13 protein-coding genes and 1 tRNA gene are annotated in these 11,809 nt (G+C 62.7%); 3 read left to right on the top strand and 11 right to left on the bottom strand.

Annotated features, from left to right (window positions below; genetic code table 11):
• Nucleotides 1–494 precede the first annotated feature (494 nt).
• The 8 genes from DOM33_RS14025 to DOM33_RS13990 all read right to left on the bottom strand — a co-directional run bounded on the left by DOM33_RS14025 (nucleotide 495) and on the right by DOM33_RS13990 (nucleotide 6,358).
• Nucleotides 495–1,478: a hypothetical protein gene (locus tag DOM33_RS14025; protein ID WP_110669996.1), complete on the bottom strand. Its 984-nt coding sequence runs from the start codon at nucleotides 1,476–1,478 to the stop codon at nucleotides 495–497.
• Entirely contained in the window at nucleotides 1,478–3,253 is a 1,776-nt protein-coding gene (locus DOM33_RS14020; protein ID WP_110669994.1) for a DUF927 domain-containing protein, read from the bottom strand. Before DOM33_RS14020 ends, DOM33_RS14025 begins: the two co-directional genes overlap by 1 nt.
• On the bottom strand, nucleotides 3,246–4,292 hold the full coding sequence (locus DOM33_RS14015) for a toprim domain-containing protein (RefSeq protein WP_110669992.1): 1,047 nt from the start codon (nucleotides 4,290–4,292) through the stop codon (nucleotides 3,246–3,248). The genes DOM33_RS14020 and DOM33_RS14015 overlap by 8 nt, the downstream gene beginning before the upstream one ends.
• Nucleotides 4,285–4,599, bottom strand: coding sequence for a hypothetical protein (locus DOM33_RS14010; protein WP_110669990.1), 315 nt, complete (start codon nucleotides 4,597–4,599; stop codon nucleotides 4,285–4,287). Before DOM33_RS14010 ends, DOM33_RS14015 begins: the two co-directional genes overlap by 8 nt.
• Nucleotides 4,592–4,831, bottom strand: coding sequence for a hypothetical protein (locus DOM33_RS16215; protein WP_162617982.1), 240 nt, complete (start codon nucleotides 4,829–4,831; stop codon nucleotides 4,592–4,594). The genes DOM33_RS14010 and DOM33_RS16215 overlap by 8 nt, the downstream gene beginning before the upstream one ends.
• A gap of 524 nt (nucleotides 4,832–5,355) precedes the next feature.
• Nucleotides 5,356–5,616 (bottom strand): hypothetical protein, encoded by a 261-nt coding sequence (locus DOM33_RS14000; protein ID WP_110669986.1) that lies wholly within the window; start codon nucleotides 5,614–5,616, stop codon nucleotides 5,356–5,358.
• A complete protein-coding gene (locus DOM33_RS13995) occupies nucleotides 5,613–5,909 on the bottom strand; it encodes a helix-turn-helix transcriptional regulator (RefSeq protein WP_110669984.1) in 297 nt (98 codons plus the stop codon). The genes DOM33_RS14000 and DOM33_RS13995 overlap by 4 nt, the downstream gene beginning before the upstream one ends.
• A 209-nt stretch (nucleotides 5,910–6,118) precedes the next feature.
• A complete protein-coding gene (locus tag DOM33_RS13990; RefSeq protein WP_110669982.1) occupies nucleotides 6,119–6,358 on the bottom strand; it encodes an ogr/Delta-like zinc finger family protein in 240 nt (79 codons plus the stop codon).
• 205 nt (nucleotides 6,359–6,563) lie between these two features.
• Here DOM33_RS13990 and drt4 point away from each other — a divergent pair, with 205 nt between their 5' ends.
• Nucleotides 6,564–8,180, top strand: a complete 1,617-nt coding sequence (gene drt4 / locus DOM33_RS13985; protein WP_110669980.1) for an antiviral reverse transcriptase Drt4 — start codon at nucleotides 6,564–6,566, stop codon at nucleotides 8,178–8,180.
• A 1-nt stretch (nucleotide 8,181) separates the two neighbouring features.
• Here the strand turns inward: drt4 and DOM33_RS13980 are convergent, their stop codons facing one another.
• Both DOM33_RS13980 and DOM33_RS13975 read right to left on the bottom strand, forming a co-directional pair.
• Nucleotides 8,182–9,360, bottom strand: a complete 1,179-nt coding sequence (locus DOM33_RS13980; protein ID WP_110669979.1) for a tyrosine-type recombinase/integrase — start codon at nucleotides 9,358–9,360, stop codon at nucleotides 8,182–8,184.
• Between the two features lie 165 nt (nucleotides 9,361–9,525).
• Nucleotides 9,526–9,602: transfer RNA gene (locus tag DOM33_RS13975), tRNA-Arg, on the bottom strand.
• 180 nt (nucleotides 9,603–9,782) lie between these two features.
• Between DOM33_RS13975 and DOM33_RS13970 the strand changes: the two genes are divergently transcribed.
• The gene (locus DOM33_RS13970; RefSeq protein WP_204352688.1) at nucleotides 9,783–10,088 is read left to right on the top strand and encodes a c-type cytochrome; all 306 of its coding nucleotides are present in this window, start codon (nucleotides 9,783–9,785) and stop codon (nucleotides 10,086–10,088) included.
• Nucleotides 10,089–10,092: 4 nt separating this feature from the next.
• A complete protein-coding gene (thiM, locus tag DOM33_RS13965) occupies nucleotides 10,093–10,929 on the top strand; it encodes a hydroxyethylthiazole kinase (protein WP_110669975.1) in 837 nt (278 codons plus the stop codon).
• A gap of 7 nt (nucleotides 10,930–10,936) precedes the next feature.
• Here the strand turns inward: thiM and cysE are convergent, their stop codons facing one another.
• Entirely contained in the window at nucleotides 10,937–11,779 is an 843-nt protein-coding gene (gene cysE, locus DOM33_RS13960) for a serine O-acetyltransferase (RefSeq protein WP_110669973.1), read from the bottom strand.
• Between the last annotated feature and the right edge of the window lie 30 nt (nucleotides 11,780–11,809).

Below are 11,809 nucleotides of genomic sequence, written 5' to 3'. Positions count from 1 at the left end.
CACATATTCACACACGTGATTTTTGAGTGGGAACAGTGGGAACACCGGGAACAAGGCTCAACCATGCGGGTTACAGCGTGGGTACACCGTTCCCCGTTTTGGGAACAGTGGGAACAGAATCGCCTTCGATCGAGGGGGAGCGAGGCCCGTACCCATTGTTGTACCCACTTGTTCCCGTTTACACACTCACTAGTGGGAACAAGGGAACCGCTCAACCATGCGGGTTGTAGCGCGGTGTTCCCACTGTTCCCGGTGTTCCCACTTTTTTTCAGGTTCCTGTGAGAAGTTGCCTAGATGTTCCTGATCGACGCGCCGAGCGTGCCGACTGCCGGAATCGTAGGATTAGGCAAATCCCTCTTTCTTGGCGAGCGAAAGGGGTTCGTGATTGGGTCGCCGCGCTGAGCCATTCCCAGGCGCCGGGCGATGGCTGGCGCGCCACGCAAAAAGCCCCGCACGTGGCGGGGCTGTTCGTTGGGTCAGGCAGGGCCGGGGCGCTAGGCGCGGCGATGCTCGCTCGCGTTGCCTTCGGCGGCGTCGATCTGCCGGCGGCGGTTAGCCATGTCCAGCTGGCCAGCCGTCTTGGGTCCGGTGTAGCCCTGCTCGCAGGCGAGTTCGGCTACCGGCTGTAGCGCGTCGAGACTATGGAGCTGTGCCGGGGCATCGATCCCCTGGGCTTGCTCCTGCTTCGCCAGCCCGTCGGCCAGCCGGCGCGGGAAGCGCCGTTCGACCTCGGCATCCACGCGGCGGCGTGCGTCGGCAGGCAGGCCGCTGTACTGGTCATCGCCATAGGCCGGATCGACCATCACGTCGCGCTCGCTCTTGCGCTGCATCAGCCGCATGGCGGACAGCAGGCGCTGGCCTTCGGGTGTGGCGGTCACCGCCGCCAGGGCGTGATCGAATTCGTTCTCGACCTCGGTATCCCAGGCCGCTTGCCGAGCATCCCGATACGCCCTGCGCGCCGCGATCACCTCGACCTGACGGGCTTCATACTCCCCGGTCAGTTCGGTGGCCATGGTTTCCAGTTCCTCGGCCGTCTCGCGATTGTCGCCCACGGCTCGCTTTAGCTGCCGGATCTCCTTGGTGACGTCGCCGTGGTTCTCGCGCAGCAGTTCGCGCCACCGCTTGTCGCTGGTGTCGGCCTCTTCACGGGCAGCGGCGGCGCCCTTGCGATAGCGCTCGAGACGATCGGTCAGGGTCTTAAGCGTGTCGCGTTTGGTCAGGTAGGCCGTGCGCTTCTGGTCGTGGGCGATCATGTGACGAGGCTGGGTCATGTCGGCGCTCTCTCCAATCGGTTGCGTCGGGGTTTGGGTGTCCTGGCTGTTCTCGGTTGGCGTGGTCATGCGGGCTCGCTCCTGGGTCATGGTGGTGGCGTTGGGGTCGGCTGGCTGCCGGGCGGTAGTCATGCCGCCCGGGTGGGTGTGGCTTGGGGCCGTGTCGATCGGCACGTCATGGACGTGCGGGGCGTTGTCGGGCCGCATCAGGTACCGCTCTCCGGGTCGAGGCGGTCGGGATCGATGACGAAGAAGCGCCCCATGCCGCCCCCTGGCAGGCGGTATTTCTTCTGCTTGCGCCCCTCGTCCATGCGGGCGAGGACGTCGTGATCGCCGAGCGTGCGCAGGATGCGGGCGCGGCTGTAGCCCTCGGCGGCTTCGGTCAGCGCGGCGCGGTTGAACAGATAGAAGCGCTTGTCGCCCTCGATCTCGTAGTACCCGGCGCGCTGGCGAACGCCGGTATCGGCGATCTGGGCGTGAATGCTCGAGAAGCGGCTATCGCCGTGCAGGGCGATGAAGTCGGAGAGCGCGGCGAGGATCTGGCGATCCTCGGCGTTGCCGTCGCCGATGGTGGCCAGCCACTCCGCGAAGAGCTGCCGGCAGCCGTCGGTGGCGGTCCCCGCTGGCCAGGGCAGGATGCCGCTTTCGCTGGCCAGCTCGCCGGCGAGCGCCATCACTGCGAAGCGGTCCGCCACGCGCCCCGCCTGTGAGCTGGTCACGTCGAAGGCGCGGCGGATCTCGCCGAAGCGCCAGGCCAGACCATCGGCGATCCCGTCCTCGAGCAGCCGTTCGACCAGCGCCGGGCCGGCATGGCCATAGTGGCGGCCCAGCGCGCCGGTCAGGGTGCGGTGGAAGGCTTCGCCGCTGGTGCCGTGCACGTCGTCGAAAGCGCGGTAACGGCGGGTGCCGGCGTTGATGTCGACCATGCGCAGCTCGGCGCCGGCATGGGCGGTGCTGCCGCCCATGGCGGCGTGATCGGCCAGCGATCGCTCGCCGCTCGAGAGCGCGAGCAGGCGCCAGTAGTTCTTGGGCCGGCCTTCCCGTTCCCGAGTCATGGTGCCCTTGCCGGTCCCGTTGGCGATGGCGTAGGCGTGGCCCTGGATCTGCTTGGGGCTCGCCCGGCTCATCTCGTCGTTGATCATCACCGTGTCGTTGCGCGAGGAAGCCTCGATCTCGACGCCGCCGCCGGACATGTCCCAGGAGACCTTGAAGCGGTCCGCCGGCCCCCACACCGTCGCGGCGATGTCCTGGGCGAGCGATTTACCGCTCGAGGAGTCGCCGACCAGATGCACGCCGCCGCCGTTGACGCCCACCTTCTTGAGCAGCGGTCCGGCCAGCGCGCAGCACACCGACAGGATCAGGACCGGGTTGCCCAGGCATGGCGTGGCGATCTCCTCCTGCCAGCCCTCGAGGCTGCCGAGCGTGTCGAAGATCCGCGCCTCCCGCCCGGAGCTATGGAAGCGCACCTGGTCGCTGCCGATGATGCGATGCGGCAACACGAAGGCGCCGCTGCGATCGTGCCAGCCGGGCCGGGTCACGGTATCCAGCACCAGCGCCGGGGTGTGGTGGCTGGCGATGTAGGCCGGCACGTGCTTGCGGTGGTGATACTCGACCACCAGCCCTTGGCGCATCAGCGTCTTCAACACGTCTTCGCCCTTGCCGGCGAGCGCTTCCATGGGGATGACGCATTCGCACTCGCGCCCCCGGTGCTGGAAGCGCAGTAGCCGCCCAATGCTGCCGTCGTCGCTATCCACGGTCTCGGCGATGACGTGGACCGGTCCGCAGACCCACAGGTCGAACGGCTGGCCCGGCTCGTCCGGGCTCGTTTGCTTGCTGCCGTGATACCAGACGCCGGCGCGGTAGACGCGCCCGTCGACGGTGGTGGGACCGGCATAGACCTCGTAACCCGGTCGGTCGACGCTAATGCGCTCCGGCGCGGCGGGTTCGCCGACCACGGTGAGGTGGGGCTGTGACTCACTCATGGCCACCTCCCACGCTGCCCGCCTGCCCAGAGTCGGCGCGGGCCGCTTCGTCGAGTCTGGCGCGGTGCCAGCGATACAGGTCGTTGAAGTCGGTGAGATCGTCGGGGCAGCCCTCGGGCCACTTGGGATAGAGCACCATCGCGCCCACGGCGAGGGCGGCATCGTTGGCCGCCTGGCGCCCGGGGTTGCCCGCCGTCTGGCGATCGTCGTCGCCGGCGATGACCAGATCGAGCGAGCCATTCAGGACGCCGCGCATGGTCTCGGCGACGGCGCGCAGGTTGCCGGCGTTCATGGCGCAGACCACCGGGTCCCCGGTGAGGCGATAGAGCGTCGCCCCGGTCGCCCAGCCTTCGCAGACGAACAGCCGCCCGCCCGCAACGGGCTCGCCCAGCGCCGCATGGGCGCCCTGGACCTGGCCCCCCTTGAGAAAGCGCTTCTTGCCGTTGGGGGTGATCCACTGGAGATTGACCAACTCGCCACCGGCCAGAAGCGGCACCAGCAGCCACCCGCGCCGGCACTGACGCAGGCCATAAGCCGGGACACCCCGGCTCATCAGGTAGGGATGGGTCGAGGGCGCCGGCTTGGCGGCGGCCCACGCGGCTTGCGCTCGAGACGCCGCTTCCTGGCGAGCGTTCTCGCGCTCGGCGGCGTGCGCCTCGAGACGCTGACGATGCGCCGCCTCACTGGCGAGCGAGGGGGTTGGCTGCGCCGCCGCCGGCGCCGCGCCCCAGCGGAACACGCCCAGCCCCAACCGGCGATCGATCGCCATGGCGGCGTCGACCTGGCGACAGCCGTGCAGGTAGCTGTAGAGCGACACCAGATCGCCGCCGTGGGCGCTACGGTCGGCGAAGTCGTTCCACTTGCCGCTGACCAGCGACACCCCAAAGGAGCCGCTGGCCCGGTCGCCCCGGGCGACGTTGCGGGCGACCCACTCGCTCCCTTGACGGCTGCCCTGGGGCAGCCATTCGCGGGTGAGGGTTTCGGCATGAGCGAGCGAGGCGCGGGAGACGCGCTGAATCTTGGCGATGACCTCAGACATGGCCACCTCTCGGCGCTGTCTGGCGCCGCGACGCCGCCCGGGCGTGCAGGTCTTGCTGACGTGCCGCTACGAGCAGATCGGAGGCATCACCGACCAAGAGCCGCGACACCATGGCCAGGTTCGACAAATCCACCGACGTGAGGTCGTTGTCCCGCCCATTCATGGTCGAAAGGGTGAACATCAGATCCTTGATCGCATCGAGCCGCATCTCCGCGTTATCCAGCAGCGTCTCGCGGTCGGTGCGCGGATCAATCAGCAGGCACTCGGTCTCGGTCAGGCAGTTGGCATCCTCGAGGCGCTTAGCCATGGGTCACCTCCTCGGCCATCAGGGCGTCGAGGTCGGCGAGGAACTGCTGGCGCTCGTCCTGGGTGATCGCGCCGAGCTCGGCGGCCATGCGGGTCATGCCCAGCAAATGGGCGAGCTGTTCGGGACGGCGGTTGACGCGAAAGGCGATCAGCTTGGCGCCAATGACGGCGGTGGCGATCTGGTGCGGGGGAATGGCGGATCGTGCGGACGCACTTGTGGCGTGTTCTGCCATGGGTCTGGCTCCTCTTTCTCTGAAGGAACCGCCCCGGCTGTCGCCAAACAGCATGGGGGCGGACTGCACAGGGTTGGCGAACCGGAGAAAGAGGAACCCGGCAGACCCGAAGGTCTCCCCATGCAGCCCGCCATAACGACGCATTGCGGGCACAAAAAAAGCGCCTGCAATGGTATGGGCGCTACTGCGCCTCCTTCCTTCCGGGTCGCCAAACCCGGTCGCGGATTTTGCCGCGACGCCAGCATCGTAAGCGGTCGGCTCAGGAACGCGCAAGCCTTCCCCGGCGTTGGAGACGTGAATCGATAGCCCGAGCCCGTGGAAAAACGGCGTCACGCCGGGCGTGACAGCGCCCCGGATTTTGCTAGGATCGAGCGTGCATTGAGTGTCTTCGAGAGCCCCGGCAGCCCCACGCTGACCGGGGTTTTCGCGTTTGTTGGGCACAAAGCCTCCCTGTTCCCCTCGGCGCGAGCGCCGAGCGGCTGGATGATTCGCTATCGGTGGGTGTTGCGGGTGCGGCGGGCGGTCTAGCAGTCGGTCTCGATGGTCGGGCCGTGACGCTGATCGCGCATCAGGACCGTGTTGGGGTCGCGTGGCAGCGCCGAATGCTTGCCGCCGCTGCCGGCGCGCTCCATCAGCACCGCCACGCGGGTGCCGCCGTCGCTGTGGCGGACCACTTCGCGCCCGGCGCGGTTGGTGGCGACGTTCAGCGCCTCGTCGAGTGCCGGGATGTCCTGCTCGGTGAACTGGAGCGACTGCGCGCCCACGGTGAGCGTGAAGCGTTTCATGGGCGGGCCTCCTGGGCGGTGGCGAAGTGTTGGATCTTGCCGGTGGTCATGGTGCGGTTGCGCTCGGCGAGCCGGGCAGCGATCCAGCTATCCACCTCCTCCTCGAGCCAGGCGACGCTCTTGTCGCCGATGGGCACCGGCGCCGGGAAGGTGCCGTTGCTCACGCCGGCATAGATCGCGGACCGGCTCTTGCCGGTCTTCAGCTCCACGTCGCGGCGGCGTAGTAGGCGGTTGCCGAGCTCGATACGCTCGACCCGTCGGTAAGGGGCGGTTGTCGATGGGGCGTTGGCCATGGGTTCCTCGCTGGCTGTCTTGGCATGTCCGGGCGTTGCCTCTTAGGACACGGACAGCATGACGAGGTGAGAAAAGCGCTTCGAGCGATTGGCGTTGTAAAACTCGCCCCCACAAGCCAGCCAGGAATGACTGGCCCTATAGAAGAATCGTCCACGAAAAAGCCGCCGCCCTGGTAGGGACGGCGGCTCGGTGTAGCGCGGCCTTGGAGTCAATGCTGGTCGGTGCGCCGCCACGGGATGGTCGCGGCCAGCCTTTCCTGGTAGTCGGGATTTGGGTTACCGCTGGGGCTCAGGGTCTCGGTGACGACGAAATCGGCGCGTGCTTTCGCGCCGCAGGCGGGGTTGAGGCATTCGAGGTAGAGCTTCCGGTAGTCCGGGTGGGGCTGCTTACTCGTGCGGGTGCGCATCAGTGACCCGCAGTGGTCGCAATGGATGTCCATTCCTCGCATGGGCTCTCACACCTCGATGGTATCAACGGCCTTCTAACTGACTTTATTTTATATAGAAAAACATGGATTGTTTTAGAGCACCAGCGCGTTGGCGTAACGAGAGCAGGTGCAAGGATGAGGCTTCAAACACGTTCTGTCCTAGCAAAGTCATCTAAAAGACACGCGGCCAGTATACTACCGCATATTAACGTAAAAAGGAACACACATGATACTTGGGAAAAAAAGACATTTACATGAAGCTTTAACAAGATGGAACTACTTCCCAAACCAAAAAGAGGGAATCGGGGAAATTCCACCGTGCTTTTCAACCAGAACTTTCACCCCAGAAATCTCCCAGATCTTGAGTGGAGAAAATTCACGCGCGCTTGGGTATGACCTCATAGAGTACAGGGCGACTCGCTATAACAACGTGCCGAGGGTTTTGAGTATAGTTCACCCCAAGGCACATTCTGATATAGTTGAAAATTTAATCAATAACTGGGAGTCTTTGGAGAGTGTATATGAAAACAAATTCAGCATTGTAAAACCAGATCAACATATTGATGGCCGCGCATTCATAATGAATTACGAACAATACGAAGACAAGGTGGCGAACTCTCTAGACTTAACCTTTGGGAAACGATTTCGTGTGCATACAGATATAGCAAACTGCTTTGGCTCAGTGTACTCTCATTCACTCGAATGGACATTAAGAGGCTTCGAAGAGTCAAAGCTAAATCTAGCAAAAAAGAGAAATGAAAAAGAAAGCCACTGGTCCGAAAATCTCGATCGGGCAGTGCGTAAATCCAAAAGAAATGAAACACAAGGAATTCCTATTGGGCCAGGAACTTCCAGCTTAGCTGTTGAAATAATATTAGGCGCCATTGACAAAAATTTAAGTAAAGAAGGTTTTGAGTTTATAAGGTATATCGACGACTATACCTGTTTATGCACGACGCATGAAGACGCACAAAAGTTTATAAGAATTCTGGGCACTGAGCTTTCTAAGCGCAAAATGTCTCTAAACCTATCAAAAACTTCTATCGTTGAGCAGCCTGACCCACTTCAGCCAGATTGGGTGGCAGAGTTAATGAGAACCAAACCATCAACCTTACTTGAATCGAACAAATCCCGACAGCTCTCATTTTCTGAAGTAATCCACTTTCTAGACTATGCAGTGAGATTAAACAATATAACACCCGACGGCAGCGTTTTAAAATTCGCCTTTGGATCAATCATGCACAGTCTGTCGCCAAGTCACAGTGCAATATTAGCTGCCTATATTGTCAACCTTAGCTGGCACTACCCGATTTTATTACCATATCTCGACAACCTTCAAGTGGATGAGGGTATGGAGCATCCAATCCAGAACTTAGGGGAAAAATTAAACATCATATTAATGGAGCATGCTAAGCACGGGAGGTCTGACGGAGTTGCTTGGTCATTGTTTTTCTTGCTCAAACATAAACTTAAAATAGAACCCGAAGCGACTCGGGCAATTATTGATACAGAAGATTCAATAAGCATAACATTACTGTCGGAGCACGCTCCTTCAGAGGCATACGTCTTAGACTACGCTTGCCAGTTGTTAGAGGGGACTGACCTCGAAAAAGATCAGCAGTGGCTTCTCCTGTATCAACTTTATCGAAAAGGATTAATCAAGAACGCCTACAGTGATAATGTATTTAAAATCATGAAAGAAAACGAAGTCAACTTCCTGCCCAACGAAGACGAAGAAACACTACCAGAAAAATATTGCAAAGTATTAAACAACCCGTTTCAAGACATGGAGGACGAAAAGCCACCTACTTTTGAAAACTGGATACAACGGAATAGGAGTTAAACTATTTAAAATTCAGATTATCTGCCCAGAACTGCATCATTGCCGGGCGCTGCTCGGCGGCCATGTGCTCGGCGTGAGTGTAGACGCCTTGTAGGCCCGGCAACTTGTGAGAGAGCTGCATCTCGATCCATTCACCCGGGTAGCCAAGCTCCTTGAGCCCGGTGGCCACGACATGGCGGGTGCCGTGGGGCACGTGGCGACCGTGAAAGCCCATGCGTTTGAGCGCCATTCCGAAGGCGGCATCGGAAAGCGGCTTCCTCGGATCGTTTCGGCCAGGGAAAAGCAGGCCGTACTGCCCTGTCATGACGTGCAACTGACGGAGCTCGGCGAGCGCCTGTGTCGGTAGCGGGACTCGGTGGGCGCGGCCCATCTTCATCCGCTCGACAGGTAGCTTCCAGATGGCGGCCTCGAAGTCGATCTCTTCCCACCTCGCTTGCCGCATCTCCCCTGGCCGTAGCGCAGTCATCAGAAGCAGTTTCAGGCCGATGCGAACCAAGGGGTTGTGATAGTGCTCGATCGCCTGAACCAGCTCTGGCAGTTCCTCTTGCGAGACGTGGGGGAAGCTTTTCTGCCTGTGGGGTATCAGCGCGCCATTGAGGTCGGTGAGTGGGTTACTCGTGGCGCGACCGGTGATGATCGCGAAGCGGTAGATGTCTCGGCAGAACGAATGCACTTTGCGCCGCTGCTCGAGCTTGCCGGCTTTCTCCAACCGCTTGAGCAGGTCCAGCCACTCGAGCGGCTTGATGGATTCGATAGGCCGATCGCCGACGTGCGAGAAGATGTAGTTCTCGAGCGAACGTAGGCTCTCTCTCGCTCGCTTGGAGCTGGCTTTCCAGCGCGGGGCCATTGTCGCGTGCCACTCATGCGCCAGCGCCCGAAAGGTGCTCTGCTGGGTGAACCGCTGCTCGCGCTTTTCTTCCTTGCGCTGCTCCACTGGGTCGATGCCCTGGCTCAAGAGGCGGCGGGCATCCGTGCGCTTCTCGCGTGCCTCGGCAAGCGTTACCTCGGGGTAGCTGCCCAGGCTCATCATGTTGCGCTTGCCGTTGGGGCGTGTGTACCGCAGGCGCCAGCCCCGGCTGCCACCGGGAGAAATCACAAGTTGTAATCCCGACCCATCGATGAGGGTAACGGGTTTCGTGTCTGGCTTAGTTGCTTCGATTTTTCGGACAGTTAGCGGCATCGTGGTATAGCGACGTTTTCCGAACAGGGGTATATACCCTGTTCTATACCACAAATAGGCCGGATTCGGTAGGAACGCTTAGGAAGGCACGAGACCAAAAATCGCTGATTTTACTGCGTTTTTTCGCCCGTTTTGGAACTGTTCGGAACGCTCAAGAACCTTAGATGGCGCGCCCAGAAGGATTCGAACCTTCGACCCCTGCCTTCGGAGGGCAGTACTCTATCCAGCTGAGCTATGGGCGCTTGGGGGGACCGGTGATCGAGGACTTGCCCCGTTCACGGCGCGGCCATCCTACTCGCTCGGCTCATGGCTGTCCAGACACGTACCGCTGGGGAGGCGCTACCTTTCACCCCGCCGCGCGCTGCTTATACTGATCGGCAACGACACGACAAAATGACGTTTCGGCCGATGAGGAGAGCATGATGACGAAGATGGGAAGCGCGTTCGTTGCCGCCACACTGATGCTACTCAGCGCTGGCGCACCGGCACTGGCCGTGGATGGAAAGACGGTATTCGAGAGCGACTGCGCGGGCTGCCACCAGGGCGGCGGCGCACCGGCCATCGGCGATCGGGACGCCTGGGCGTCGCGCCTCGACGCGGGCATGGAGACGCTCTATGCCAACGCCATCGACGGGGTCGGCGGCATGCCGGCCAAGGGCGGCAACGCGGATTTGAGCGATGACGCGGTCCGAGCCGCGGTGGACTATATCGTCGAGGAGAGCCGGTAACGTCATGCAGGAATCGTATTTCTCACCCGAGGCGCTGTCGGCTCGTCTGCTGGCTACGCGGGAGCGGCTGCGCGAACGAGCGCCGCTGGTGCACTGCCTGACCAATCAGGTCACCGTCAATTTCGTCGCCAACGCGCTGCTGGCCGCCGGCGCCTCGCCGGCGATGACCGATCACCCGGAGGAGGCCGGCGAGCTGGCCGCAGCGGCAGATGCCGTGCTGATCAATCTGGGCACCCCCAATGCGGGGAGTCTAGAGGCGATGCGCCGCGCCGCCCGGGCCGCCAACGCCGCGGGCAAGCCCTGGGTGCTCGATCCGGTGGGTGCGGCGGCGCTGCCATTGCGGCGAGAGGTGAGTCTCGAGCTGATGGCGCACCACCCGGCGGCGATCCGCGGCAACGCCTCCGAGATCATGGCGCTGGCCGAGGCGGGCACCCGCGGCCGTGGCGTCGACACCCGGCACGACTCCCAGGATGCGCTACAGGCGGCTGGCGACCTGCTGACCCAGACGAACGGCGTCGCCATCTCCGGTCCGATCGACCGCTTGCTGGGGCGACCCGCCGAAGCGGCCGAGCCGCTGACGATAAGCCTTGCCGGCGGTAGCGCCTGGCAGCCGCGGGTCACCGGGACGGGGTGTGCGCTGGGCGGATTGATCGCCGCTTATCTGGCCGTGGCCGAATCACCGCTGGAGGCGATGACGGTGGCCCACGCCCATGCCGCGGCGGCCGCCGAGCAGGCGGCGCACACGGCAAAAGGCCCGGGCAGCTTCGCCATGGCGTGGCTGGATGCGCTGGATAGCGTCGAGCTGACAGGTTTCTTGGCGAGCCGCCTGACGCTGGATTGAGATCGTCCTAGCGCCCGCAGCAAAGCTTGCCATTGACGGGCGCGGTCCGAGCCGGGTTTTCCGGCTCCAGTGGCTTGTCGAGGCAATGCTGCATTTCCCGTGAAGGTGCCGCGCAGCCGGCATCGCCGACGATACGCGCCGGGACGCCAACCGCCGTGGTGTGAGGCGGCACCGTCTTCAGCACCACGGACCCGGCGCCGATACGGGCACCTTCGCCGATCTCGATATTGCCGAGCACCTTGACGCCGGCACCGATCAGCACGCCACGGCGCACCTTGGGGTGGCGATCCCCCGCCTCCTTGCCGGTGCCGCCCAGGGTCACGCCCTGCAGCAGCGAGACGTCGTCCTCAATGACGGTGGTCTCGCCGATCACCACGCCGGTGGCATGGTCGATGAACACGCCGTTGCCGACCCGTGCCGCGGGGTGGATATCGGTCTGGAACACTTCCGAGCTGCGACTCTGTAGATAACGCGCCATCTGCCGGCGGCCGCTCCGCCACAGCACGTGGGCGAAGCGATGCACGGTCAAGGCGTGGAACCCCTTGAGATAGAGCAGCACTTCGGTGACTTGGCGAATCGCCGGATCGCGTTCGATCACTGCGTTCAGATCCTGGCCGATGCCTTCGCCGACCGAGGGATCGCCAGCCAGCAAATCGTCGAATAGCGCGATCAGCTGATTAGCCGCCAGATCGGGGTGCGCCAGGCGTTGCCCCAGGCGATAGGCCAACCCCGCGCCCAGCGTCGAGCGATTGAGCACCGCGCCCAGCATCAAGGGGGTCAGCAGCGGCTCCTGCCGCGAGATCGTCATCGCCTCGTCGCGGGCCTGCTGCCATAGCTCGATCGTGTTCATCGTCTCTCCTTGAAGTGCCTACCCGCGACT

The sequence above is a fragment of the Salinicola halophilus genome (genome assembly GCF_003206155.1).
Lineage (GTDB): Bacteria > Pseudomonadota > Gammaproteobacteria > Pseudomonadales > Halomonadaceae > Salinicola > Salinicola halophilus.
The sequence above is the reverse complement of the archived record's forward strand: the minus strand, read 5'-3'. Positions and strand labels throughout refer to the sequence as shown.